Below are 23,500 nucleotides of genomic sequence, written 5' to 3' on the forward strand. Positions count from 1 at the left end.
CAGCAACTGGAGGAATGTTGCCTCTTTAATACCCCAACCGGAGTTGAGAAAGCAGGCACTGGACAGCCTACGGGAAAAAAAGTTTCACTGCCAGGGAGGAAGTGTTTATGCCACTTTATCCCCCGCAAAGTCGCTGCGGCGACAACTCCTAAAGGCCATTGTGTCCCTGCAGACCATAAGCGATTATCTGGACAACCTCTCCGATCGTAGCGGTATTGTGAATGAAGATGCCTTTCGCCAGCTGCACCTTGCCTTTACCGATGCCCTTACTCCCGAAGGCCGGGATCATGATTATTATTCATGTTATCCCTATTTTCGCGACGGCGGTTATCTTGCCGCTCTGGTAAAAACCTGCCGGCAGGCCCTGGCCGACCTGCCTGGTTATAAAAAAATGCAAGGACATATTATGGAGCTGGCCCATCTGTACTGCCACCTGCAGATCGTCAAGCACCTTGAGGAAGGTAAAAGGGAGGCAATCCTTAAAAAAAGGCTTGAGCCTTTAGCACAAAAATATGGCCTTTACTGGTGGGAACTGGCGGCAGCGACGGGCTCCACCCTTGGAATTTTCGCCCTGATGGCCGCCGCGGCCGATGATGGATCAAAAGATAGGGCGGCCGCCCTGAAGGAAACTTATTTTCCCTGGATCGGCGGCTTACATATTCTCCTGGACTATTTTATCGACCAGCAGGAAGACCGTCGTGGTGGTGACTTAAATTTTTGTTCCTTTTATTGCAGTCAGGACGAAGCAGCCGCGCGCTTTAAACTTTTTCTTAGGCAGGCTAAAGACAAAGCTGCCGGCCTGCCTGAACCGGGATTCCATCTTCTGGTAGTAAAGGGTCTGCCTGCTTTATATTTATCCGATTTCAAGGCCAGGGATCCCGGGTATTTATCGACATGTAAGGTTATTCTCCAGGAGGCCGGGGCCTTTTCTCAACAGCTCTTCCTCCTCTGCAGGTTCCTCCGCAGGATCGGCGTGATTTAAAGGAGACAGGATTTTTAAGGCCAATAATACCAATTCCTCCTGGACGGGGTTCGGGGGTAATCTGTCCAGGGCTTCCAGGGCCAGGGTTACCTGTTCCCTGGCAACGTCGGCCGTCTCAATGTCACAATTGAGTTCCCGTGCGGCGCGCACCAGTTCTTCTATTTCTGCCGGTTTTAGGCCGCGTTGAATTTTTACCTGCCAATCTTCCGCATTCGGCGCGCGCTCCAAAAAACGCAGCACAGGCAGGGTGATTATGCCGCGGGTCAGGTCCTGGCGGTTGGGTTTGCCCATCAGCCGGGGAGAACCGAAAAGATCCAGGTAATCGTCGATTATCTGGTAGGCCAGGCCCAGATGCCAACCAAAACGTGCTAAATTAATTTGCTGCGAACGTTTTAGACGGCACAGGATGGCACCACAACGGCAGGCGGCACTGAAGAGTACGGCCGTTTTTTGTCCTATATAGTTGAAATAAGCCTCTACATTCGGGGACCCCGAGGTAAGCTGGCGGATTTCCCCGCTGCACATGGAGCGAATGGCCTCTGTAACGGTCTTTAAGACGGCCTTTTTGCTGTCGGTCAGTAAATTAAAGGCGGTGGCAAAGAGATAGTCGCCGGTGAGGATGGCGGGTACGGTGCCATAGACGCAGTGGAGGGCAGGCAAGTTGCGGCGAATAGTTGCTCCGTCCAGGACGTCGTCATGGATTAAGGAGGCCAGATGGATGAGTTCAATGGCTGCCGCAACCTGGCGAACTTCCAGGGTATCATGCATTCCGAAACGGGCACATAATAACACTAAAGTAGGCCGCAGACCTTTACCCCCCGCGAGGGCATGATTTAATATCGAGTTTAAAGTCGGTTCAGCAGCCCAAAGGGTCTTACTGAGAACAGCCTGTATTTCACTGCCGACCAATATCATCTTCTCCTTAGGTATTAGTATTATTAAGGTACCAGCAATTGGTATACAGACGGATCTAGTATGGCTGCCAGAATAAGATTTTATAGCCATATCCGGTCGATGCGTTGATAAGAAAGAATGAGAAATAGCTGGTATGGTCGCGAAAGAAACGCTAAAAAGGCGAAAACTGGATAAAATAAATATAAACTGCCATTGCCAAAGGGAAATTTTTGCAGTATAAAATAGTCAAGGAAAGTCAAAAGGAAAAATAAAGTCAAAGGCATACGTCGAGGTGAGGGCCTGGATGGAAGGTAAGACTCTGGCCGATCGCATTGAAAGCTATATTAAATGGCTATTAAATAGAAGCACCGATGGCGTTGTGGAGCTGCAACGCCAGGAGCTGGCCGAGCGTTTTACCTGCGTCCCATCCCAGATAAGCTACGTATTGAGTACTCGTTTCACCATTGAAAGGGGATACCTGGTGGAAAGCCGCCGCGGCGGCGGCGGTTATATTCGCATCGCCAGGGTGCCTTTAAATGCCGACACAAGGTTTAAGGCCTGGGTGCAGGAAGCCTTGGGCGAATACTTAACCCAGGAAGCGGCCGTGGAGCTCCTCAGCCGTCTGGAGGAAGAGGGGTTATTGACACGGCGAGAACAGATACTCCTGACGGCGGTAATTAATCGCCAGTCTTTACCTCTAGAACTACCCGTGCGCGATCAGGTCCGGGCCTGTATTATGAAAGCCGTTATTTTAACCTTAATGCGTGAAGACTTCCCCGACGCGGGGTAGAAGGGAGCGGGAAAATGCTTTGTGAGCGTTGTCAGCAAAGGCCGGCCAGCGTTCATGTAACCAGGATTATCAACGGTGAAAAAACAGAACTCTACCTATGCCAGGAATGTGCCCGCGACATGCAGCCCCAGCTTAATTTTTCCATTCCCAAATTTTTAGCCGGGCTTTTTGATTACGAACCCGGTCCGGGCATTAAAACTCAAACCATTGTAGAGCACTGCCGGGAATGCGGCATGAGTTATGAACAATTTCAGCAAACAGGTCGGCTGGGCTGTCCCGCCTGCTATCATTACCTGGCAGGCAGGTTGGAACCCTTGATCCGGCGTATTCAGGGCAGCAGCCAGCACCGCGGCAAGGTCCCCCGCCGGGCCGGGGGGAACCTGCGGGTGCGCCGGGAGATTGAAAAATTAAGGGCGCAGTTACAGCAGTTGGTCGAGCAGGAGGAATTTGAAAAGGCAGCCCAGGTACGGGACCGCATCAGGGAACTGGAAAATAGCCTTGGTGAACAGGGGGGCGGACAATGAGCCTGAATTTAGAGCGCAACAGTAAATGGATGGAAGGTTCCGGTCCCCAGGCTGACATTGTCATTTCCAGCCGCATCCGGCTCGCCCGTAACTTGAAGGGGATGCCCTTTCCCAATCTCATGAATGAAGCCCAGGAAGCCAAAGTGATCCAATTGGTGGGGCAGGCCATCAGGACGCCGGGAGTTTTTCAAGCCGTCGGCGAGTTAAAGCTTATGCCTTTAAGGGAATTGTCGCCGGTGGAGCGGCAAATACTAGTGGAGAAACACCTCATCAGTCCTGATCTGGCGGAAGGAAAAGGAGAAAAAGCCGTAGTCTTAAGGGATGATGAGGCCTTGAGCATTATGGTCAATGAAGAGGATCACCTGCGCCTGCAGTGCCTCTTACCGGCCTTGATGCTCCATGAGGCCTGGCGTCTGGCCGATGCCGCCGACGATGCCCTGGAAAGCGAATTGGATTATGCCTTTGATCAAGATAAAGGATATCTCACTGCCTGTCCCACCAATGTGGGTACCGGTTTAAGGGCTTCTACGATGCTCCATCTGCCGGCCCTGGTGCTCACCAGGCAGGCAGGGGAAATCCTGACGGCCCTTACCAAGGTGGGCGTTGCCGTGCGCGGTTTGTATGGCGAAGGAACTGAGGCCCAAGGAAATATATTCCAGGTATCTAACCAGATTACCCTGGGTCGTTCGGAAGAAGAAATTATCAACAACCTTTCGGCCGTCACGGTACGCCTGGCCGATCAGGAAAGGGAAGCACGGGAACTACTGCGCAAGCAGAGCCGGTGGCAGCTGGAAGATCGTGTTGGCCGGGCGTACGGGCTCCTTACCAATGCCCGTATTTTGAGTTCCCAGGAAGCCCTGCAGCTCCTTTCCGACGTGCGTCTGGGTGTGGAAATGAAAATTTTACGCGGCATCGATCAGCGGTTGATCAACCAGCTCATGGTGCGCATCCAGCCGGCTTATCTCCAGTTTGCCGCCGGCAGGGAGATGACGCCCTTTGAACGTGACGTGCACCGTGCAGCCATGGTTCGTGAACTTTTAGCAGGTTAAAAATCGACAGGAGGTGGATGAAACAATGTCTCCTCGTTTTACGGAAAGGGCCAATCGGGCCTTGCGCCTGGCCCAGGAAGAAGCCAAGGCTTTGCGCCATCCGGCCGTCGGCACGGAACATATCTTGCTGGGCATTTTAAGGGAAGGTGATAGCGTCGCCGCCCGGGCTCTGGCCAGTTTGGGAGTTGATGTCAGGGCCGTCCGCGACGAGGTGCGAAAAATTATCCGTCCTGGAGATACTCCGGGCGCAAGCGAAATCGGCCTGACGCCTCGGGCCAAGAGGGTTCTGGAGCTGGCCAATGAAGAAGCAAGGCGTCAGGGTGTAAACTATGTAGGCACGGAACATATCCTCTTAGGTCTGCTAGAAGAAGGCGAGGGCCTGGCAGCCCAGGTCTTGAGCGGCCTGGGATTGAGTGCCGATAAAATTCGCCAGCAGGTTATGGCCCTGCTGGGGGGTGCCGGGGGACAGCCCCAGGCCGGCGGCTGGACCATGGTTTTCGGCAACCTGCCTTTCGGTATGGGCGGTTTTCCCGGCGGGGTCGGTTTCCAGCCGGGAGGGGCGCCGGCCGCGGCCAAGGGTCCGGTGCGGGCGGGCCAGACGCCCACTCTGGACCAGTTCAGCCGGGACCTTACCCGCCTGGCCCGGGAGGATAAACTTGATCCGGTAATCGGCAGGGAAAAGGAAATCGAGCGCGTCATCCAGATTTTGAGCCGTCGTACGAAAAACAATCCTGTTTTAATCGGTGATCCCGGGGTTGGCAAAACCGCCATCGTCGAAGGTCTGGCCCAGAGGATCGTTCAGAACCAGGTGCCGGAAGTCCTGCGGGACAAAAGGGTGGTGGCCCTGGATATGTCCGGTATGGTGGCCGGCACCAAGTACCGGGGCGAATTTGAAGAGCGCTTCAAAAGGGTTATGGACGAAGTGCGGGCCGCCGGCAACGTCATCCTCTTTATTGACGAGCTGCATACCTTGATCGGCGCCGGTGCCGCCGAAGGGGCGATTGACGCCGCGAATATTTTAAAACCCGCCCTGGCCCGGGGCGAGCTGCAGACCATCGGCGCCACGACCATTGACGAGTACCGCAAGCACATTGAGAAGGACGCCGCCCTGGAACGACGCTTCCAGGCGGTGATGGTCGGCGAGCCCACGGTTGAAGAAACCATTGCCATTTTGAAGGGCCTGCGGGATCGTTATGAAGCCCATCACCGGGTGAAGATTTCCGACGAGGCCCTGGAGGCGGCGGCGCGGCTTTCCGACCGCTATATCACCGACCGCTACCTGCCGGACAAGGCCATCGATTTGGTAGACGAGGCCGCTTCCCGGGTGCGTCTTAAGGTCTATACGGCGCCGGACGACGTCAAAAAACTGGAAGCGCGCCTGGAAGAACTCGAGAAGGAAAAGGCGGCGGCCGTTCACGCCCAGGAATTTGAAAAGGCGGCGGCCTTGCGGGATGAAGAAAAGAAGATTAAGGAAGAATTAGAGGCCAAAAAAGGCGAGTGGCAGAAGGAAAAAGGGCTAGAAAAATCCGTGGTGACGGCGGAGGACATCGCCCAAATCGTTTCCAGCTGGACGGGCATCCCCGTCACCCAGCTGGCCCAGGAGGAGAGCGAGCGGCTCCTTCGTCTAGAAGAAATCCTGCACCAGCGGGTTATCGGCCAGGATGAGGCCGTCCGCGCTGTGGCCCGGGCCGTGCGCCGTGCCCGGGCGGGGCTTAAAGACCCCAAGCGGCCCATCGGTTCCTTCATCTTCCTGGGACCAACGGGTGTGGGTAAGACCGAGCTGGCCCGCGCCCTGGCCGAGGCCCTCTTTGGGGACGAAGACGCCATGATCCGCTTCGACATGTCGGAGTACATGGAGAAGCACACCGTATCGCGGCTTGTCGGCGCCCCGCCCGGCTACGTCGGTTATGAAGAGAGCGGTCAGTTGACGGAGGCCGTCCGACGCCGGCCCTACAGCGTCGTGCTCTTTGACGAGATTGAAAAGGCCCACCCGGACATCTTTAACGTGCTGCTCCAGGTGCTGGACGACGGCAGGCTTACGGACGCCAAGGGTCGCACCGTGGATTTCCGCAACACGGTAATTATCATGACCTCCAACATCGGCGCCGGGACCATCAAGAGGGAAAGCCTGGGCTTTAAGGCTTCCACCAGCGAAGTGGCCGCCGAGTCTTATGAAAAAATGAAAAAGCACATCATGGAAGAACTGCGGCGGACCTTCCGGCCCGAGTTCTTAAACCGCATCGACGAAATAATCGTCTTCCACGCCCTTTCCAAGGAAGATATCAGGAAGATCGTCGATTTGATGCTGGCCGACCTCAACCGGCGCCTGGAAGACAACAAGCTGACGGTGGAAGTGACCGACGAAGCCAAGGAAATCCTTATTAAAGAAGGCTTCGATGAAGCCTTTGGCGCCCGGCCCCTGCGCCGTGCCATTCAAACCCTCATCGAGGATCAGCTCTCCGACGAGATGCTGGCCGGGAAAATTGCTCCCGGCGACAAAGTCCGGGCCGTCGCCCGGGACGGCAAAATTGTCCTGGAGAAAGCGGCTTAATCCGGGGCAGGGTAGACCCTTACAAGCACTCGCGCGCAGCGGGTGCTTTCTCTTTTGCTGTAACGGGCAATTTATTTATTTCCACCGCCAGGGGACTGTTTTTCCAGGGTCCCCAGGAGGCAGAAGGGTTTTCCCGCCCGGAGCCCTGCAGCCTCTAGGGCGGGCCGCTCGCCGGCGGCGAGGATGCAGGTGGCGGGGCCGGCCGATTTGTGCAAGTCCAGCTCCGATAAGCCCGGCCGCCAGTTGATCTGCAGCCTGTATAAAGCGGCCAGATCCCGGGCCTCGGCCAGGATGCCCCTGGAACCGGCGGGAACGATTTCCCGGATGCCCGGCTGGTCGAGGAGCAAGCGCACGGTTTGCAGGTCTGCGATTTCCGGATCGTCGAGGAAGACCTCGGTTCCGACCTTGGGCCGCCCGAAAAGGGCCAGGGCGTCGCCGGCGGCCAGGCGCCCTATTAGCAGCTCTGCGGTAGTCGCCAGGCCGATGACGGTGATCCCTATCCCCGACTGGATAGTGGGGACGTTTTTTTCACTGCTGCCGGTGAGGGCCTTCTCCGGGTCGATACCCAGCGAGCGGACCTCGTCGGCCACCCCCTCCCGGATGGCCGCGCCTGCAGGTTCCGGTTCCACGCAGAGGGTGTTGACGATGCAGACCGGCCAGGCGCCTACCGCCAGGACTTCCATCAAGGCTACCCTGGCGGTGAAGCGGCCCAGGACGTATCCCGGCACTCGCACCACGTCGGCTTCCTTGGGGCCGATGGCGCCGGCGGAATCGCAGGCGATCACCAGGGATCTTTGCGCCTCCAGGTCCAGGATGGTCAAATCCCGGTAGCGGCGGGGGAAAAGGGCGGGCGGGGTCATTTACCTTCACCTTTCCCCCGGCCGGCGGCATAGCTGGTGGGAAATACCCGGCGCAGGCTGGTGAAGGCTGTCGCGGCCAGGACGATGTTCAGGGCGGAAGCGATCAATAAGGGCACCACCATGGCCAGGAAGAATGCTTTGCCGAACCCCGGCAGGGGGATAAACAGCGCCGGGAGTAACAGGCCGTTGAGGGCTATTCCCGCTGCGATCCCCAGCCAGGGGGAAAAGGGGTAGAAGAGGGCAAAAAGGGCGACGACGGCGGCCATGCCGGCGGCGATTACCAGGTGGAGGGGCAGGGTGAGGGGGAACCCGGCGGTAAAGGCGGTGAGCAGGTGCCCCAGGGAAGCTATGAGAGCCCCGTCGGCGGGACCCAGGATGAGGGCTCCGAGAAAGCCGGGAAAAGAATCGAAGGCCGGGGTGCCGGTGATGCTGGGTATTTTTAGATTGGCGCCCACAGTTGACAGGGCGATGAGCATGGCCAGGGTCGCCAGGCGTCTGGCCGTCCAGCGGCTTGCCTTAACGGCCGGGGAGGAAAGTTCCGGTTTTGCCATGTTTGCTTCTCCTTTCTAAAGAAGACTTTGTCAGGGGCGAAAAGGGGCCGGGCCACCCGTAACAAAAAAGTCCCCAGCCGTCTTCGGCTGGGGACTTTGCCATCATCCCCGGTTGCTTCTCCCCTTTCCTGGCGAAGGTGAGAGGTCGTATGGACAGGCAGGTCTCCTGGCTCGCGCTTCCTCGTTTGGCGATGCCTTCCCGGGAACTATCCCAGTGGCGTTATATCGCCAACTCCACGCTCACAGTGGCGGGACCGCGCCGGATCGCCGCCTGAAAAGGCGGTTACCGGACTTCCCTATTCTCCCCCTCCCGGGGGCACCTGTCCATTTTTTCATATATGGTTGTCAATTATTAATATAATCTACCACCGTGCTTTTGGCAAGACCTGTTTCCGAAAGTAAACCCGGGAAAGACTTCCCGGGGGAGGTAGCCGCACTGTGTTCGATTACCGGGCCGCGACGCTATGTTGTCCGTTTATTCCTGACGGAAAAGGCCGGCTCCGGCCGGGTTACCCTGACTCGCCATCCAATTTACCGCCAGCTCTCCCGGGGCGGTAACCCTTTTACCTTGTGCCACATCCAGGGCTGCCAGGCCGGTGTCGGGATAGGCGCTTTCGCCGTGCTGGGATAGATCCAGGCCGGCTTCCTCTTCCTCGGCTGTGACCCGTAAAGGTGTCAGCAGGGAGACGACCTTGAGAATGCCGTAGGTCACTGCGGCGGTAAAGATCCAGGCCGCCGCTACGCCTACCACCTGTACCCCCAGCAAATGGGCGTTGCCGTATAGCAGGCCGTCGGCCCCGGCGGGGTTCACGGCTTTGGTGGCAAAGATGCCGGTGGCAACGGCCCCCCAGGTGCCGCCGACGCCGTGGCAGCCAAAGGCGTCCAGGGAATCGTCGTAGCCCAGTTTGACCTTGGCCACGGCCACTGACAGGCAACAAAGGGCGCCGCCGATAGCACCTATTACCAGGGCCGCCGGGGGAGTGACGAAACCGGCCGCCGGGGTGATGGAGACCAGGCCTGCTACCGCGCCACTGGCCGCTCCCAGGGCGGTGGGTTTGCCGTGGAGCAGCCACTCTACCGCCAGCCAGCCCAGGATGGCGGCCCCGGCAGCCGTATTGGTCGTGACAAAGGCGTTACCGGCCAGACCGTTGGCCCCCAGGGCGCTGCCGGCATTAAAACCGAACCAGCCGAACCATAACAGCGCGGCGCCCAGAACAGTCATGGGGAGGTTGTGGGGCGGCAGGGGGATCCGGCCGTAATCCCGCCGGCGTCCCAGGACCAGGGCGCAGATCAGCCCGGCCACGCCGGCGCTGATATGCACCACTGTGCCGCCGGCAAAGTCCAGGGCGCCGAGTTCCCGCAGCCAGCCCCCCGCGCCCCACACCCAGTGGGCCAGGGGGTCATAGACCAGGGTAGCCCACATTAACGTAAAGAGCAGGAAGGCCGGGAAGCGCATGCGCTCGGCAAAGGCACCGGTTATCAGGGCCGGGGTGATTATTGCGAACATGAGCTGGAACATGGCAAATACCTGGTGGGGGATGGTGGCGGCGTAAAGGGGATTGGGTTCCAGGCCGACGCCCCGGAACCCCGCCCAGTCCAGCCCCCCCAGCAGGTGGAGGTGGTCGGGACCGAAGGCCAGGGAATAGCCCCACAGGACCCACTGGACGGAAATAAGGGCCATGGCGGCCAGGCACTGCATGATGACACCCAAGACGTTTTTCTGGCGGACCATACCGCCGTAAAAGAAGGCCAGGCCAGGGGTCATCAACATGACCAGGGCGCTGGCTACTAAGAGAAAAGCGGTATCGCCGGTATCAACCGCGTTCCCGGCTGCCGCCAGCGCCGGCCGGGCCAGGACGGTCTCGGCGGCCAGGAATAATAATAGTAAAAGTGCTGTTACTACAGGCCGGAGCAGGATGTTTGACCTGCCCCTTACGTTGCTGACATTCCTTTGCTTCAATACCATTGCCCTCCTTCATTCTGAAATAAAGAAGGCACAGGAGACAGGTTATCTCCTGTGCCTTCTTTGGCGACACACTGGTTACACCCTTGTAACCACGAAGCAAATTTATAATTTATTTTACCTCAAGCTCCATGCCGCGTCAAGCTAAAAACTTTTGACGGCTCCTGCTGGTACAGGCTAAAATAGACTTAACTGGTCACCGCGGCAGCAGAGAGGCGGTTAAATTATGGCTTTAAATGGAACGGGGGTTGAGCTTGTGTATAAAATCGAGGCCATTATCCGGCCGGAAAAATTCGAGGCCGTCAAGGAAGCCCTGGGTCGCTACGGCATCCATGGTATGACCGTAACCCACACCCTAGGCTGCGGCCAGCAGAAGGGCAAAACCGAGGTCTACCGGGGCACGGCTTATACCATCGACCTCTTGCCCAAGGTCAAGGTGGAGATCGTCCTGGAAGATAGATACGTTGACGATGTGGTGGCTATTATCGCCCGCGAGGCCCGTACCGGCAACATCGGCGACGGCAAAATTTTTATCTGCCCCGTTGCAGATGCGATGAGAATCCGCACCGGTGAGCGGGGTGCGGAAGCGCTCTAAATGGCGGCTTCTACCCATGAACTTGCTGTTGCCGGGGTATACTAGATGTGACTGACAGCAAGGGAGTGGGCATGATGGACGATGTTTCTTTACGGGAAAAGGTGCGGCAGATTTTGCGCGAGGACAAGGACCTGCGCGGTTACGGCCTCAACGCCGACGTGGTGGCGGGGGAGGTCCAGCTCCAGGGAATCGTCGATACTCTGAAGGAGAAAGAGCGGGCCGAAAGGCTGGTGCGGCAGGTTCCGGGAGTAAAAGGCGTGGCCAATGCCGTGGCCATCAGTACCGACGGCGCTATCCGGGGTGAAGACGTGACCATGGAAGTCAATGAGGAGCTGGCCCAGGACCCGCGTGTCGACCTGCGCCATATCGGCGCGGAGAGCGTCGACGGCCACGGCACGGTGGTTTTGAAGGGCCGCACCGACGACCCTGCCGAAGTGGAAGCAGCCCGGGAGGCGATAGCCAAGGCCCGGGGTGTGACCGGTGTGGTGAGCCGGGTGAAAATTGGGGAAGAAGACATGAGCCTCAAGGATATCTTCCACAGCCAGGTGAACAACGACGGGGAGGCGTGAGAACGGCCGCAGGAAGGAAAACTTTGCTATGGGCTCTTAAAGGGCGCCTGTAAATAATAGACCTCTGCTTTAAAATTCCCGGGGCCGTAGTAAAAAAACACCAGGGTCGCTGCATCGGCTTCCGGTCTCTCCGGGTGGCAGGGGAAGAACTCAATAAAGCCGTGACGGCGGATGTTGGCCGGTGCTTCTTGCTTAAGCCCCGGCATATATTTTTCTCTGAACGCGGGGTCGGCTATCCGGGCCAGAATGTCGGAACGCTCTAACTCGCTCAAGGTCGAGGGCGGCATCCAGCCCGGGAAGTTCCGGCTGCGGTCGCGGCAGAGGAAGTCGAATTTTAACAGCTGGTAGAAGCGCTCCAGCCCGAAAGGAGCAAGGGGGCGGAAACGTCCTCCCGGCCTTTCCCTGCCGGCCGGGGGCGGTGACACTAAGGAGGGGGCCGCCTGGCCGCCTGTTTCACTCATGGCGATCTTTTCAGCCGCAGCAGGGATGGACGGACAGCCGCTGTTTCCAAGGCTTGCGGCAAAGGCGGCCAGATGGTTAAAGAGGTCGCGCTGGCTGTGACCGCGGCGAAACAGCTCCTGTTCCTCCCACCAGGCGGCCAGGGCTTCGTAACATTTAAAGTGGCTACCGCCGAAGGCCTGCTGCACCAGGTAACCGAGGGCGTGGTCGGCCAGGTGGCTGTTGCCGTAAAGCTGAAGCATGTTTTCCATGCTGTGGAGGCGCAGCATTTCCTCGTAAGAGATGGCGCTGCTGGCCAGGACCTCGTAAGGGGGCCGTTCCAGGAATAGGTAGCCGAAGTCTTTCGCCCGGGCGCGCAAAGGGGTACCCTTAAGTAGCTTTAAAAAACCGAGCTGGATCTCGTGGGGTTTTATAGCGGCCACGGCGTCAAAGCTTTTACCTACACCGGCATATGTTTCGCCTGGCAGGCCGGCGATGAGGTCAAGGTGCAGGCGGATGTTACCCATTTCCCGCAGGCGGCGGACGTTGGCTGAAAGGCGCTCCCAGTCCTGGCGGCGGTTGCAGCGGTCGTTTACCTCAGGGTTAATGGTCTGAACCCCGATTTCGAACTGGAAGAGCCCCGCCGGCACCCGGCGGAGGAAGGATAGCATATCCTCGTCCAGGCGGTCGGCGGCGATTTCAAAGTAAAAACGGGCGCGGGGCTTGAGGGAGACGAGGAATTCCCAGATGGCCAGGGCCCTTTTTTTATGGGCGTTAAAGGTGCGGTCCACAAATTTGATTTCTCGCACACCTGCCGCCAGCAGTTTCCGCAGGTCGTCTTTTACGCGCTCCAGGGAAAAATAACGCAGTCCCGTTGTGGTGGAAGAGAGGCAAAAGCCGCAGGCAAAGGGGCAGCCGCGGGAGGTTTCGTAATAGACGGTGCGCTGGCTTAAGTTCCCGGCGCCGGCGGCCAGGTCTTCTGCGTAGGGAAAAGGGATGGCGTCCAGGTCGCCGCCCAGGGCCCAGGTTTCTCCGGCTGCCTGCCCGGCTGATAGAGGCAGGCCTTTTGTTGCATCTCCGGCCGAAGGAGAGGTAAAGGCGGGGGTCGCCATGGGGGTCAGGTCCGGCTGCGGGTTGATGCGGATACGGCCCTTCTGCCGCCAGGCAAGGCCGGGGACGGCGGCCAGCAAACGGGGATCGAGGCGGGTCCCGCCCGGGGAGACGGAGTGGATGTATTTTCCTCCTGGCGGCCCGGCCGTGCCGGGGCGGCCTTCGTCCGGGAGCCACAGGACAGCATTTTCGGCCAGCCGCTCCATAAGGGCCCGGAAAGGCATTTCTCCTTCACCGCCGACGACCATATCGACTTCCGGGTGGTGCTCTAAAAAGTCTTCCACATCAAAGGAAACTTCCGGCCCGCCGCAGAGGACGATTAGTTCCGGGCGGACGGTTTTGAGAATGCGGATCACGGTCAGGGTGGGTTCGATGTTCCAGATATAACAGGAGAAGGCCGCTAGGTCGGGCCGGCGGTGGTAAATGGCGGCGGCGATATGTTCCGGCCGGTCGTTGATGGTGAACTCGTCCAGGATAAAAGTATGGCCCAGATCGCGGCAGCAGGCGCGCAGGTAGCGCAGGGCCAGGTTAACATGGATGTATTTGGCGTTTAGGGTGGTTAACAGGACACGCAAAAAATGACCTCCTCCGTACCTAGCTTAAATCATCCGGATAGAGCGTCAGGATCTCAAGGTTTTCCAGGCAATCCTTTAAAAGTTCCGATACGGCTAGTTTGCTTTCGGCAGCCTCCACCCGCTCTAAACGCGGTTTAGTGGCCGGGTGTTTGGGTACGAAGAGGGTGCAGCAGTCTTCATAGGGCCGGATGGAAATGTCGTAGGTGCCGATGCTGCGCGCCAGGTCGATAATCTCGCTTTTGTCCCAGGCCACCAGGGGCCTCAATACCGGCAGTTCGACTACCCTGTTGATTACGGCCATGCTGTGCAGGGTCTGGCTGGCCACCTGGCCCAGGCTTTCACCGGTTAGAAGGGCCAGGGCGCCTTCCCGTTCGGCTACGGCCCTGGCAATGCGGAACATCATCCGCCGCATGATAGTGACGTAGAATTCCTCCGGGCAGTTACGGCGGATGGCCTTTTGGATCTCGGTAAAGGGGGCGATGACCAGGCGGATGGAGCCGCCGTAGCCTGCCAGGACCCGACAGAGATCGATGACCTTTTCTTTGGAGCGCTCGCTGGTAAAGGGAAAGCTGTAGAAATGCAGGCCCGTGAGCTCCAGGCCCCGTTTCATGCCGAGAAACCCGGCCACCGGGCTATCTATCCCGCCGGAGATGAGGAGGAGGGCCCGGCCGGTGACGCCTACGGGCAGGCCACCGGGTCCGGGGATGATCCGGGAGTAGACATATGCCCCTTCATCTCTAATTTCGACATGGACGACCCTGTCGGGGTGGTGGACGTCCACCCGCTGATTGGGGGTGTGGGTTAAGAGATAAGCGCCCAACACCTGGTTCAATTCCGGTGAAGTGAGAGGAAAGCGTTTATTGGGCCGCTGGGCCTGAACCTTAAAGGTCGTGCCGGGAGACTCCATTAAAACCTCCAGGGCCGCCTTTTTGATGGCTTCCAGATCTAATGGGGTCGATACTGCCGGACTCATGGAGACGATGCCGAAAACTTTTTTAAGGCGTTCGGCAACAACTTCAGCGTCAATGCCCTTTAAGTCGACGAAAACGCGGCCGTAGGTTTTGTGCATGCGGAGGGCCGCCAGGTCGCCCAGGACCCGGCGCATGTTGGCCAGGAGTTTGTCCTCAAAATAGGAGCGATTGTTGCCTTTCAGGCTGATTTCACCGTAACGCACAAGCAGTGTTGAATACATGTCAATGCCTCCGTAACGTGGCTATTTGGTCAACGACCATAATTCCATTACGCATTCTTTGACGGCGGCAACTACCGGTTCTACCTCGTCGAGGGTGTTCAGGGCTCCCAGGCTGATGCGGATGGCCCCTTCCAAACGCCAGGGTTCCAGGTTAAGAGCTTTTAAAACGTGGCTGGCTTCCTGTTTGCGGGAATGACAGGCCGAACCGGTGGAAACAAATATGCCTTTCTCTTCCAGCATGTGGACAAGGACTTCCGCCCGGACTCCCGGAAAGGAAACATTTAAAATATGGGGGGCGCCTTCTTCTGCAAGGGGGCCGTTAATCCGGGCCTCGGGTATGGCCTGCAAAAGCCTTGCGGCTAGCTCCGTTTTTATTCGCCGCATTGTGGCCACCCGCGCTTCCATGTTGGCCGAGGCGAGGTCGGCGGCCAGGCCGAAGGCGGCAATGCCGGCCGTGTTTTCCGTCCCTGCGCGGCGGCCGGCTTCCTGATTACCGCCTACCAGGAGGGGTTCTAAGGGAACCCCTCTTTTAATATACAGGGCTCCCACCCCTTTGGGGCCGTGGATTTTATGGGCGCTCAGGGACATGAGGTCAATACCCATTGTCCGGCAGTCCAGGGCTACTTTCCCGTAACCCTGGATATGGTCCACGTGGAAGAGGGCCCGGCTTTTGCTGTGGACAATGCGGGCCGCCTCCGCCACGGGCTCAATGGCGCCCGTTTCGTTATTGACGCTCATGATGCTTACCAGGATGGTATCTTCCCGCAGGGCGGCCTCCAGGTCGTCCAGGCGGATGACACCCCGGGAATCCACCGGCAGGTAGGTTACTTCGTAACCCTCCCTTTCCAGCCGCTGGCAGGCCGCCAGTAAAGAGGAATGCTCAACGGCGGTGGTGATGATATGTTTCCCCTGGCGCCGGCGGGTGCGGCTAACTCCCCATATGGCCCAGTTGTTGGCTTCGGTACCCCCGGAGGTAAAGTAAATTTCATCCGGTTGGGCATTGATGAGGGCGGCTACCTGGCGCCGGGCGCCGGTCAGGACCCTTTCGGCGGCGATACCCAAGCCGTGCAGGGAGGAAGGGTTGCCGAAGTTTTCCGTAAGCATTTTATGTACTGTAGCTGCAATTTCGGGCAGCACGGGTGTTGTAGCGCTGTTGTCCAAATAAATAAAGGATGGCAAAAGTTCTAGGTCCTCCCTTGATATAAGGTTGTTTCCTTTATTATACAACAAAAGCAGGCGAGATAAAGGACTTCGGCACCACTCCCGTACAGGCGGCATATTTTAAAGTAAAATCGTCACCTTACGGGGAGTGACGCCCATGCAAAGGATAGAAAGGGCTTTACAGCGATACTGCAACGATCTTTTGAATTTACCCAACGTGGTAGGGGCGGGCAAGGGGTTTAAGAGCGTCCGGGGAGAGTTAACCTCCAAACCGGCGTTAATCGTCCTGGTGAAGGAGAAATTGCCCCCGGCCAAGCTGGAGCGGGGCCACAGGATACCCAGGGTACTGGATGAAGCGGACACCGATGTCCTGGAGGTAGGGGAACTGCGCCTCCTCGGTCGTACTGATTACCAGCGCCCGGCCCAGCCCGGCATGAGCATCGGCCATTATAAAATAACCGCCGGCACTTTCGGGGCGGTGGTGAAAGACCGGCGGACGGGAGAACCCCTCATTTTATCCAACAACCATGTTTTAGCAAATATCACCAATGGCCGCGACGGCCGCGCCAGCATCGGCGACCCCATCCTCCAGCCCGGCCCCTATGACGGCGGCTCTCGGGAGCAGATTATCGGTTATCTGGAACGTTTTGTTCCCATTAATCCCATGGTTCAGGAAGTTACCTGCAGCCGGGCTCTGCGTTTTCAGGCCGTCCTCAACCGCCTCGTTCGCCTGGTGCGGCCTTATTATCAGGTACGCCTCAACAAGGTGACGGCCGCCGCTAACATCGTCGACTGCGCCGTGGCCCGGCCTATCAGCAAAGACGCTATTCGGCCTGAAATCCTCGAACTGGGCCCGGTAAAGGGCGTTCGCGAACCAGAACTGGGTATGGAAGTGGCAAAAAGCGGGCGCTCCAGCGGCATCACCCGTTCCACCATTAAAGTCCTCCAGGCCACCGTCAAGGTAGTTTTGGAGGAAGGGGTGACCGGGATGTTCAGCGACCAGTTTGTTACCGGTCCCCTTGCCCAGCCGGGAGACAGCGGTTCCCTTATCCTTGATAAGGAAAACTATGCCGTCGGCCTCCTTTTTGCCGGTTCGGACCAGACCACCGTCGGTAACAGAATCCAGAACGTTTTAGAGGCGCTGGATGTAGAGCTTTAATTACATTGTCAGTTGACCTCCGGGAACGTCGATGATCTGGAGGACCTTTTCTTCTTCTCCCGTCAAGGCGTTAATATAGACAAGATAATGGGTATCGTCAAGCTTTGTTTTGACTTCATAGGTTAGTTTTTCTATGCTCCCCGGCAGGGGTATCAGGGCCAGGCGCACGCCTTCGACCTTAAGGCCGGAATTGATCTTGGCCCGGGCTTCGTCCGGGGTGAGTTTCGGCCGGGGGAACTGGCGGTCGTGATGGGCCATATAGTAGGGCGTGGCATCCCACCCGATTATTTCCCCGTTGTCCAGGGCGACCTTGACTTTTACCTGATCGGGATAAAGGATGACGTCATCCTTTTTGGCGGCAAAGGTGATCACCTGGCTGTTGCCGCTGCGTACGGTATAGGTGGGCTGCATGTCTGCAAAACCGTGGCTTTTTAAGAAAGCCGCGGCGCGGTCCAGGGCCTGGGCCCCATCCAGGGTGGGAGCATCTACCGAACGGGTATTGAGGAGGGAAACGATTTCGCCTCCTTGTTTGCTGACGTCTACGTTTACCGTTACGCCGGCGCGCCGGTCGTCTACCAGGTTAACGGCATAGGTGGGCAGAAGCCCGTTGCTGGTGCGAACGGTCTGAACGCGGTAACTGCCGCCGCCGCTGGCATCGCCGGCAAAGGTCAAGGCCTTTTGTTCCGCCACGTTTTGCGCGACCTCACCGCCTTTTAGGCCTAAAGGACGGGGTTTTTCGAGGTGATCGGAAAAAGGACCGTCGTAATTCAGGCTGGGCAGGGTCTGCAGGCGCCGATCGGCGTTAACAAAACCGTCCAGGGGTGAAGGTTGGGCCTGGGCGGGAACGGCGAAACGAGCAATGGTTTTTAATGGCTGGGGCATGCGTGTGCTGTAGAAGCTGCTCCAGCGTAAATTTTTGGCGGCCACCTGATTTTCCGTCTGGCGGAGATCTGCCGCCAGGCGTTTCATTTCTTCCCGTAGCCGCACCAGCTGTTCCCTTTCCTGGGGAGTGACTTCTTCCCCACGGGCCAGTTTCTGGGCCAGGTAGTTGCTGTAGTCGCTGGTTTGGGCTAAAAACTTGCTGGTGTTGATGGGCTTTATTCCCGGTGTGGGCAACTGACTCAAGGCATGCTGGGCGGCGGCCGCTTGGTTCCAGGCCTCTGTAAGGTGAACGGCCTGCTGCCGCGGCGAACTGCTGGCTAAAAACTTTCCCATGCTCACCTGGGATTGCTCCACGTAACTTAAAAGGTTATAAAAGTCACGCTGGCCGCCGGCTTCCACAGCGTTGGCCAAACTAAGACGGTTGGCCCTTTCCCAGAGACCCCAGCCTACGGCCAGCATTAAGGCTAGAGCGAGGACGAGGGTGGTTATTTTGCGGATCAAAACAAACACCATCCTTTCAGGGTTTTAACGGGCGAATACATGGTTTCCGATCTGGGTGATGATGGAACGCGTCCAAATCCAGGGGCTGACGGGTTTGGCCGGATTCCAGAAGAAAAGGGCGCCGTAAGTAGGGTCCCAGCCGTTTAGAGCGTCGGCGGCGGCCGCCGTCGCCGTAGACAAGTTGCTTACCTGCCAGATTAGGCCGTTGGCCACGCTTTCAAAAGCCCACGGTTCGTAGATAACGCCGCTGATGGTGGATGGGAAAAGGGGACTGCGCACCCGGTTTAAAACTACGGCGCCTACGGCCACCTGGCCCTCGTATGGCTCGTTGCCGGCTTCGGCGGCGATTAACCTGGCCAGGAGGTTGACCTCATCGCCCACGGCGACCGGTACCCCTGCCTGGGTGGGCAGGATGCGGGGAAGATGTCCTTCATGGTAAAACTGCCACAGGGCGGCGCCCAGTAAAATAACCATTAAAAGTAATGGAATGATTAATCGACGGCGGAAGGGATGCATAGATTTTCCTCCTCGTATCTTTATTACGCCTTTAGTGTGGATGGGTAACCGGAGGGTTATACGTGAAAAGGTGCCTTAAGGCACCTTTTCAATTTCCGCGTATGCGGTTGCTGCGAATACTTTGGGGATTGGAATTTTCCCGTTCGGATGGGAGTTCTCCGCCCTCATTTTTATCTTTTATCACTTTGGGCTCCTTTGCCCCCATAAGCAGATTCATGAGGCCGGTGAGTAAAGCCGGGTTCTTAGTTAAGACGCCCATCAGGTCGGGGGGCGGCTTAACGCTGCCGCCGCCGCTCTGGCCGAGGACGGCGGATAAAGCTTCCTGCACGATATTGCCGGCATCGGTCCGGGTTGCAAGGGGTACGTTCCCCTGCAGCAGGTTTAAGATGGCCCAGAGATCCAGTAACCCCAGCAGGGCGGCAAGCTCATTGAATTTCAGGTTTTGCTGCTGCGGGTCAAGAAGCTGAAGGATTCCGCCAAAAGCGTCTTTTTTTTCACTTTTTTCCATCGCTACCACCTCCGTAAACCCTTATATGTAATATATGCGCCGTAATATAAAGGGCCGCACCAAAATTGTTTTGTCTGCATATTTTTAACTTAAAGAGGGTTTAATTGTACCGGCAGGAGGGAGTCTCATGGCCGATTATATTATTGATCCTAATTTTTTAACGGTAGTTCAAAGTTTAAAGCCTTATATGAGCGAACGGGCGCGGCAGTGCACCGAAGTGGCAGAAACGTTGCTGGATGTTTTGACCAGCGAACAAGTAAGGCAGGTCAAGACCAAGCTGGAGAGCCTACGGCAGGATTACAAATTGACCCTCCAGATGGTTAAGGAAGGGAAAAAGGGAGACAAGAAGGGGGATATGCAGGATCGGGACCCTTTCACGCTTTTTTTAATCCTGCTTTTGCTGCTCTTAGCAACCGATGCCTTTCCCGGAAGTATAATTTAGGCGGACGGCGGCCTTTGAACCCGCCGCTATATCGGGGCCGGCCGCCGGTGGCCTCTCGCCGGTGGGCGGGCGCTGGGGTGAGTGGACGACGGTCAGGCTGTTTAAGATTACTTCTTCTTCCCAGACCAGCTGGCCGTTTTCGTAGCGGCGGCGGCGGATTTCGGCCCTGGGGATAAAGGCGGAGACTTCGTGGGGGAGGTCGTAGGTTAAACGGCGGATTAAGCGAATGACGGTATTGTCGACGTGGAGTTCAACCTCATCGACGTTCGGATGGGGTTCGGGCAACAAAGGAAACACCTCCTTTGCTGCCAGTATATGTTAAATGGGTTTCGATTGACCGGTGAAAAATAAGAGGCCGGTTCCCGGGAAGATTCAGGGACCGGCCCGGCTTTTTAGCTGGCCTTGCTTTCCTTGCTTTCCTCTTTAGCTTTTTCCTTATATTCCTGGCTGCGGTTTTCTGTAGTATAGAAACCGCCGGCCTTGTAGATTACGCTGATATTATGCCCGATCAGCCGGTGTACAGGCCCTCCGCAGGTAGGGCATTTCTCCAGAGGAGGCGCGGTAATGCGCTGTTCCTGTTCAAATACACCGCATTTGGCACATTTATATTCGTAGATCGGCATCGTTCCCACCTCCGCTTGTCTGATTATGGATCTAGTTTTGGTTATACGCCAGGAAGGCAGATTTGTCAAGGGAACAGTTTACCATTTACAACCACCCATTGTGACCGGAATTTGCTGCAGGAATCTTTGGCTCTATGTCGAATAAATAACTCAATTCAGGAATGGCTGGAAGGGGTATGGAGTACAAATTGTGATATACGGCCGGGGCATGAAAGAGATTTCTTTGGGGCGGGCGGCTTTAATCCTGGCGATGACGGAAAATCGCGAACGCGAAGAGGAAGTAAAAAAGTGGCTGGGTTTAATGGGATATCCCAAAGCGGTCGCCACCGAAGTATCCGGCACCCTGTCTGAGTTTAAACAAAAGGTAGTCAAAAACGCAGTAACGGCAGCTTTAAATACCGGGGTAATCGACAATGAACCCGAAAAGATTCACAGTGTAGTCCACGCAGCTTTAGAGGCCCTTTGTGGCATTGAATTATTATCAATGGCCAACCCCAGCTTAAAAGTAAAACTTTCCATAGTGGCAGATGATAAATGGCTGGCAGTCGGAATGTTTGGCATGAGCGCCGCATATCCCTCTACCAACCATGAGCGGGCCGGACTGGGTATAATGCATTTGTAAGATGAGCGTTTGAGCGATCTGAGGGATGCGATAAACTATTATAACAAAAAAGGCGGGGGCCCTTCCCCAGGGAATAAGCGTAAAGGGAAGCCTTTAAATTGGAGTAATGTCCAATTTAGAGGCTTTTATTTTTTTGATACGAAGGAAGGCGAGGTGTATGGGTAAATGCCGATGGAGGAGCTTTTAGAAAAGCTAGAAGAGCGTATTAAAAAGGTTGAGGCCGGTGGCGGTGAAGCACGGGTAGCCAAGCAGCGCGAGCAGGGCAAGAAGACGGCGCGGGAGCGGATTGAGCTGTTGTTAGACCCCGGGAGTTTTCAAGAATTGGACGCCTTTGTAAGCCATCGCTGCACCCTTTTTGGTATGGATAAAATCGAAGCGCCCGGAGAAGGGGTAGTGACCGGGGTCGGGACCGTCGAGGGGCGGCCTGTTGCCGTATACGCCCAGGATTTTACCGTATTGGGCGGGTCGCTGGGGGAGATGCACGCCCAAAAAATATGTAAAGTAATGGACCTGGCCATGAAACTCGGCATGCCGATAATAGGGCTGAACGATTCGGGAGGCGCCCGGATCCAGGAGGGGGTAGATGCTTTAAGCGGCTATGGCCACATCTTCTACCGCAACACCCTGGCTTCCGGGGTGGTGCCCCAGATAGCGGCCATCATGGGTCCATGCGCCGGTGGAGCGGTATACTCACCGGCCCTTATGGATTTCATCTTCATGGTACAGGGCAGCAGTGAAATGTTTATCACCGGCCCCCAGGTAATAAAAGCGGTTACTGGGGAGGAGGTAAGCGCCCAGCAGCTGGGAGGGGCCCTGACCCACAACCAGATTAGCGGTGTAGCCCATTTTGCTGCAGCAAGTGAAGAAGAATGCCTCGCCTCCATCCGGACCCTCCTTGGCTATTTACCGAGCAACAATATGGAAGATCCCCCCATAGTAGATACCGGCGACGATCCGGGACGGGAGGAGGCAGCCCTGCTAGAAATAGTACCCGAAGATCCCAACAAGGCCTACGACATGCGGGAGGTCGTCATCCGGACGGTTGATGCAGGCAGCTTTTTTGAAGTCCAACCCCTTTACGCCCCCAACATCATCACCGCCTTTGCCAGACTGAACGGTAGAGTAATAGGCATTATAGCCAACCAGCCGGCCTTTATGGCCGGGTGTTTGGACATCAATTGTTCCGAGAAAGCAGCGCGGTTTATAAGATTTTGTGACGCCTTCAACATTCCCCTGGTCAACTATGTAGATGTACCGGGCTTTTTACCCGGGACCAACCAGGAATACGGCGGCATAATCCGGCATGGGGCCAAAATGCTGCACGCCTACGCGGAGGCTACGGTCCCAAAGATTACCCTTATAGTGCGCAAGGCCTATGGAGGGGCATATTTGGCCATGTGCAGTCGCGATCTGGGGGCGGACCTGGTATATGCCTGGCCGTGTGCGGAAATAGCGGTGATGGGGCCGGAGGGGGCGGCCAACATTATTTTTCGCAAAGAGATCGAGGCATCCTTCGACCCTAAAAAGGCGCGGGAGGAGAAGATTGCCGAGTACCGGCGTTTTTTTGCCAATCCGTATGTAGCCGCCCAGCGGGGCTACATTGACGCCGTTATCGATCCCCGGCTGACGCGGCGGTATCTGGTGCAGGCCTTAGAACTTACGGCCACCAAGAGGGAAACGCGGCCGGCCAAAAAGCACAGCAACATACCACTGTGAGGTGGGAATATGCCCTATGCAGGACTTATGACCCTGATAGCCGTTGCGGTAATAGGGATTTTGTTCGGAATGTGGCGGCAGCGGCAGACGCCGCAGGTGGAAGGGCGGAAGGAAATGGGGGAAGATGGTCATGCAGGAGAGCCAACGCAGACCCTGGGCCTGGATTCCCGGCTTATAGCCGTAATAGCCGCGGCCGTAGCCGCCCATCAGGAGGAAAGGGCCCAGGTCGTTTGGACGCGGGGAGGAGTTAATCCCTGGGTCCTGAGCGGGCGCCGGGAGCTTCATAATAATCAACCGGTTAACCTGAGATGGAGGTCGGGAGTATAATGAAAACCTACATCATCCACGTCAACGGCCAGCGTTTCGAAGTAACTGTGGAGGAGAAGAAAGAGGGGCCGGCGGTGAGAAAAGAAGCCGCGCCTGTAACGGCGATCCCTATGCCTTCGGAGCCGCCGGCCGCGGTCCAGGGGCCGCCTTCTTCGAGCAAAGCCGCGGCAGGCAACGGTAATATCGTTACCGCTCCCCTGCCGGGCAAGGTAGTGAGTGTGAAAGTGAAGGCGGGAGCCCCGGTAAGGAAAGGGCAGGTATTAATGGTATTAGAAGCCATGAAAATGGAGAATGAGATCGTTGCGGCTGCCGATGGTAAAGTTGCGGAGATTTATGTGGGCGAGGGTTCCAGCGTCAATGTGGGGCAACCCTTATTGAAGGTAGAGTAAACGAGAAAACC

General features: G+C 57.0%; 25 protein-coding genes and 1 riboswitch (1 of these 26 only partly in view). Of the genes, 13 read left to right on the forward strand and 12 right to left on the reverse strand.

The genetic code is table 11. The annotated features are described in order from the left end of the window. A protein-coding gene (locus MHFGQ_RS00910) for a tetraprenyl-beta-curcumene synthase family protein (RefSeq protein ID WP_245907824.1) crosses the window boundary here: on the forward strand, nucleotides 1-982 show its 3' portion. It extends 77 nt beyond the left edge of the window; the window shows 982 of its 1,059 coding nt (coding positions 78-1,059); its start codon lies beyond the left edge, outside the window; it ends in the stop codon at nucleotides 980-982. Here the strand turns inward: MHFGQ_RS00910 and MHFGQ_RS00915 are convergent. Beyond that, complete coding sequence (locus MHFGQ_RS00915; protein WP_106005273.1) at nucleotides 887-1,891, reverse strand: polyprenyl synthetase family protein; 1,005 nt, start codon at nucleotides 1,889-1,891, stop codon at nucleotides 887-889. The genes MHFGQ_RS00910 and MHFGQ_RS00915 overlap by 96 nt on opposite strands. Nucleotides 1,892-2,180: 289 nt before the next feature. On the opposite strand from MHFGQ_RS00915, the gene MHFGQ_RS00920 reads away from it, so the two are divergent. Genes MHFGQ_RS00920 through MHFGQ_RS00935 form a run of 4 tightly spaced genes read left to right on the forward strand, consistent with a single transcriptional unit; the run spans nucleotide 2,181 to nucleotide 6,790 of the window. Continuing rightward, nucleotides 2,181-2,666, forward strand: coding sequence for a CtsR family transcriptional regulator (locus MHFGQ_RS00920; RefSeq protein ID WP_106005272.1), 486 nt, complete (start codon nucleotides 2,181-2,183; stop codon nucleotides 2,664-2,666). A 14-nt stretch (nucleotides 2,667-2,680) separates the two neighbouring features. After that, entirely contained in the window at nucleotides 2,681-3,190 is a 510-nt protein-coding gene (locus MHFGQ_RS00925; RefSeq protein WP_106005271.1) for a UvrB/UvrC motif-containing protein, read from the forward strand. Beyond that, entirely contained in the window at nucleotides 3,187-4,239 is a 1,053-nt protein-coding gene (locus MHFGQ_RS00930; protein ID WP_106005270.1) for a protein arginine kinase, read from the forward strand. Before MHFGQ_RS00925 ends, MHFGQ_RS00930 begins: the two co-directional genes overlap by 4 nt. A gap of 25 nt (nucleotides 4,240-4,264) precedes the next feature. Beyond that, nucleotides 4,265-6,790 carry an ATP-dependent Clp protease ATP-binding subunit gene (locus MHFGQ_RS00935; RefSeq protein ID WP_106005269.1) on the forward strand — a complete coding sequence of 842 codons (2,526 nt, stop codon included), beginning with the start codon at nucleotides 4,265-4,267 and terminating at the stop codon, nucleotides 6,788-6,790. Between the two features lie 71 nt (nucleotides 6,791-6,861). On the opposite strand, the gene MHFGQ_RS00940 is transcribed toward MHFGQ_RS00935, so the two are convergent. The 3 genes from MHFGQ_RS00940 to MHFGQ_RS00950 all read right to left on the reverse strand — a co-directional run bounded on the left by MHFGQ_RS00940 (nucleotide 6,862) and on the right by MHFGQ_RS00950 (nucleotide 10,074). Beyond that, a complete protein-coding gene (locus MHFGQ_RS00940; protein WP_106005268.1) occupies nucleotides 6,862-7,650 on the reverse strand; it encodes an AIR synthase related protein in 789 nt (262 codons plus the stop codon). Then, entirely contained in the window at nucleotides 7,647-8,201 is a 555-nt protein-coding gene (locus MHFGQ_RS00945) for an ECF transporter S component (protein WP_106005267.1), read from the reverse strand. Before MHFGQ_RS00945 ends, MHFGQ_RS00940 begins: the two co-directional genes overlap by 4 nt. Before the next feature lie 139 nt (nucleotides 8,202-8,340). Beyond that, a riboswitch (cobalamin riboswitch) is annotated at nucleotides 8,341-8,540 on the reverse strand. A gap of 136 nt (nucleotides 8,541-8,676) precedes the next feature. Beyond that, complete coding sequence (locus MHFGQ_RS00950; protein WP_211292884.1) at nucleotides 8,677-10,074, reverse strand: ammonium transporter; 1,398 nt, start codon at nucleotides 10,072-10,074, stop codon at nucleotides 8,677-8,679. Nucleotides 10,075-10,420: 346 nt separating this feature from the next. Between MHFGQ_RS00950 and MHFGQ_RS00955 the strand changes: the two genes are divergently transcribed. Both MHFGQ_RS00955 and MHFGQ_RS00960 read left to right on the forward strand, forming a co-directional pair. Next, the gene (locus MHFGQ_RS00955) at nucleotides 10,421-10,759 is read left to right on the forward strand and encodes a P-II family nitrogen regulator (RefSeq protein ID WP_106005278.1); all 339 of its coding nucleotides are present in this window, start codon (nucleotides 10,421-10,423) and stop codon (nucleotides 10,757-10,759) included. 47 nt (nucleotides 10,760-10,806) lie between these two features. Beyond that, nucleotides 10,807-11,328, forward strand: a complete 522-nt coding sequence (locus tag MHFGQ_RS00960; RefSeq protein WP_106005266.1) for a BON domain-containing protein — start codon at nucleotides 10,807-10,809, stop codon at nucleotides 11,326-11,328. A 26-nt stretch (nucleotides 11,329-11,354) separates the two neighbouring features. Here MHFGQ_RS00960 and MHFGQ_RS00965 read toward each other — a convergent pair whose 3' ends face one another. From MHFGQ_RS00965 to MHFGQ_RS00975, 3 genes are read right to left on the reverse strand one after another with little or no spacing between them, the layout of a single operon-like run. Beyond that, complete coding sequence (locus tag MHFGQ_RS00965) at nucleotides 11,355-13,451, reverse strand: B12-binding domain-containing radical SAM protein (protein WP_106005265.1); 2,097 nt, start codon at nucleotides 13,449-13,451, stop codon at nucleotides 11,355-11,357. Between the two features lie 19 nt (nucleotides 13,452-13,470). Further along, complete coding sequence (gene thiI, locus MHFGQ_RS00970; protein WP_106005264.1) at nucleotides 13,471-14,643, reverse strand: tRNA uracil 4-sulfurtransferase ThiI; 1,173 nt, start codon at nucleotides 14,641-14,643, stop codon at nucleotides 13,471-13,473. A 21-nt stretch (nucleotides 14,644-14,664) separates the two neighbouring features. Next, nucleotides 14,665-15,822, reverse strand: coding sequence for a cysteine desulfurase family protein (locus tag MHFGQ_RS00975; protein WP_245907823.1), 1,158 nt, complete (start codon nucleotides 15,820-15,822; stop codon nucleotides 14,665-14,667). A 139-nt stretch (nucleotides 15,823-15,961) separates the two neighbouring features. Between MHFGQ_RS00975 and MHFGQ_RS00980 the strand changes: the two genes are divergently transcribed. After that, nucleotides 15,962-16,963 carry a hypothetical protein gene (locus tag MHFGQ_RS00980; RefSeq protein ID WP_106005262.1) on the forward strand — a complete coding sequence of 334 codons (1,002 nt, stop codon included), beginning with the start codon at nucleotides 15,962-15,964 and terminating at the stop codon, nucleotides 16,961-16,963. Here MHFGQ_RS00980 and ypeB read toward each other — a convergent pair whose 3' ends face one another. From ypeB to MHFGQ_RS00995, 3 genes are all read right to left on the reverse strand, one after another. Further along, nucleotides 16,964-18,346 carry a germination protein YpeB gene (gene ypeB / locus MHFGQ_RS00985; protein ID WP_106005261.1) on the reverse strand — a complete coding sequence of 461 codons (1,383 nt, stop codon included), beginning with the start codon at nucleotides 18,344-18,346 and terminating at the stop codon, nucleotides 16,964-16,966. A gap of 24 nt (nucleotides 18,347-18,370) precedes the next feature. Continuing rightward, nucleotides 18,371-18,862 carry a cell wall hydrolase gene (locus MHFGQ_RS00990; RefSeq protein WP_106005260.1) on the reverse strand — a complete coding sequence of 164 codons (492 nt, stop codon included), beginning with the start codon at nucleotides 18,860-18,862 and terminating at the stop codon, nucleotides 18,371-18,373. An 88-nt stretch (nucleotides 18,863-18,950) separates the two neighbouring features. Further along, on the reverse strand, nucleotides 18,951-19,370 hold the full coding sequence (locus MHFGQ_RS00995; RefSeq protein WP_106005259.1) for a hypothetical protein: 420 nt from the start codon (nucleotides 19,368-19,370) through the stop codon (nucleotides 18,951-18,953). 127 nt (nucleotides 19,371-19,497) lie between these two features. On the opposite strand from MHFGQ_RS00995, the gene MHFGQ_RS01000 reads away from it, so the two are divergent. Then, nucleotides 19,498-19,812: a hypothetical protein gene (locus MHFGQ_RS01000; protein WP_170066250.1), complete on the forward strand. Its 315-nt coding sequence runs from the start codon at nucleotides 19,498-19,500 to the stop codon at nucleotides 19,810-19,812. Here MHFGQ_RS01000 and MHFGQ_RS01005 read toward each other — a convergent pair. Continuing rightward, nucleotides 19,777-20,100 carry a hypothetical protein gene (locus MHFGQ_RS01005; RefSeq protein WP_170066249.1) on the reverse strand — a complete coding sequence of 108 codons (324 nt, stop codon included), beginning with the start codon at nucleotides 20,098-20,100 and terminating at the stop codon, nucleotides 19,777-19,779. The two genes, MHFGQ_RS01000 and MHFGQ_RS01005, sit on opposite strands and share 36 nt — an antisense overlap. Nucleotides 20,101-20,204: 104 nt before the next feature. Next, nucleotides 20,205-20,435: an FmdB family zinc ribbon protein gene (locus MHFGQ_RS01010; RefSeq protein ID WP_106005258.1), complete on the reverse strand. Its 231-nt coding sequence runs from the start codon at nucleotides 20,433-20,435 to the stop codon at nucleotides 20,205-20,207. 190 nt (nucleotides 20,436-20,625) lie between these two features. Here MHFGQ_RS01010 and MHFGQ_RS01015 point away from each other — a divergent pair, with 190 nt between their 5' ends. The 4 genes from MHFGQ_RS01015 (at nucleotide 20,626) to MHFGQ_RS01030 (ending at nucleotide 23,489) form a co-directional block, all read left to right on the forward strand. Then, nucleotides 20,626-21,057, forward strand: a complete 432-nt coding sequence (locus MHFGQ_RS01015) for a HutP family protein (protein ID WP_106005257.1) — start codon at nucleotides 20,626-20,628, stop codon at nucleotides 21,055-21,057. Between the two features lie 165 nt (nucleotides 21,058-21,222). Further along, nucleotides 21,223-22,773: an acyl-CoA carboxylase subunit beta gene (locus tag MHFGQ_RS01020; protein ID WP_106005256.1), complete on the forward strand. Its 1,551-nt coding sequence runs from the start codon at nucleotides 21,223-21,225 to the stop codon at nucleotides 22,771-22,773. A gap of 9 nt (nucleotides 22,774-22,782) precedes the next feature. After that, nucleotides 22,783-23,100 (forward strand): hypothetical protein, encoded by a 318-nt coding sequence (locus MHFGQ_RS01025; RefSeq protein WP_106005255.1) that lies wholly within the window; start codon nucleotides 22,783-22,785, stop codon nucleotides 23,098-23,100. After that, nucleotides 23,100-23,489, forward strand: a complete 390-nt coding sequence (locus tag MHFGQ_RS01030; RefSeq protein ID WP_106005254.1) for a biotin/lipoyl-containing protein — start codon at nucleotides 23,100-23,102, stop codon at nucleotides 23,487-23,489. The genes MHFGQ_RS01025 and MHFGQ_RS01030 overlap by 1 nt, the downstream gene beginning before the upstream one ends. Nucleotides 23,490-23,500: the final 11 nt, after the last annotated feature.

The sequence above is a fragment of the Moorella humiferrea genome (assembly GCF_039233145.1).
In the GTDB taxonomy this organism is placed as follows: domain Bacteria; phylum Bacillota; class DSM-521; order Neomoorellales; family Neomoorellaceae; genus Neomoorella; species Neomoorella humiferrea.

Coding starts and splice junctions, on each gene's coding strand:
- MHFGQ_RS00920 (WP_106005272.1), top strand. CDS start 2,181: ATGGAAGGTAAGACTCTGGCCGATCGCATTGAAAGCTATATTAAATGG.
- MHFGQ_RS00925 (WP_106005271.1), top strand. CDS start 2,681: ATGCTTTGTGAGCGTTGTCAGCAAAGGCCGGCCAGCGTTCATGTAACC.
- MHFGQ_RS00930 (WP_106005270.1), top strand. CDS start 3,187: ATGAGCCTGAATTTAGAGCGCAACAGTAAATGGATGGAAGGTTCCGGT.
- MHFGQ_RS00935 (WP_106005269.1), top strand. CDS start 4,265: ATGTCTCCTCGTTTTACGGAAAGGGCCAATCGGGCCTTGCGCCTGGCC.
- MHFGQ_RS00940 (WP_106005268.1), bottom strand. CDS start 7,650: ATGACCCCGCCCGCCCTTTTCCCCCGCCGCTACCGGGATTTGACCATC.
- MHFGQ_RS00945 (WP_106005267.1), bottom strand. CDS start 8,201: ATGGCAAAACCGGAACTTTCCTCCCCGGCCGTTAAGGCAAGCCGCTGG.
- thiI (WP_106005264.1), bottom strand. CDS start 14,643: ATGTATTCAACACTGCTTGTGCGTTACGGTGAAATCAGCCTGAAAGGC.
- MHFGQ_RS00980 (WP_106005262.1), top strand. CDS start 15,962: ATGCAAAGGATAGAAAGGGCTTTACAGCGATACTGCAACGATCTTTTG.
- MHFGQ_RS00990 (WP_106005260.1), bottom strand. CDS start 18,862: ATGCATCCCTTCCGCCGTCGATTAATCATTCCATTACTTTTAATGGTT.
- MHFGQ_RS00995 (WP_106005259.1), bottom strand. CDS start 19,370: ATGGAAAAAAGTGAAAAAAAAGACGCTTTTGGCGGAATCCTTCAGCTT.
- MHFGQ_RS01000 (WP_170066250.1), top strand. CDS start 19,498: ATGGCCGATTATATTATTGATCCTAATTTTTTAACGGTAGTTCAAAGT.
- MHFGQ_RS01010 (WP_106005258.1), bottom strand. CDS start 20,435: ATGCCGATCTACGAATATAAATGTGCCAAATGCGGTGTATTTGAACAG.
- MHFGQ_RS01020 (WP_106005256.1), top strand. CDS start 21,223: ATGCCGATGGAGGAGCTTTTAGAAAAGCTAGAAGAGCGTATTAAAAAG.
- MHFGQ_RS01025 (WP_106005255.1), top strand. CDS start 22,783: ATGCCCTATGCAGGACTTATGACCCTGATAGCCGTTGCGGTAATAGGG.
- MHFGQ_RS01030 (WP_106005254.1), top strand. CDS start 23,100: ATGAAAACCTACATCATCCACGTCAACGGCCAGCGTTTCGAAGTAACT.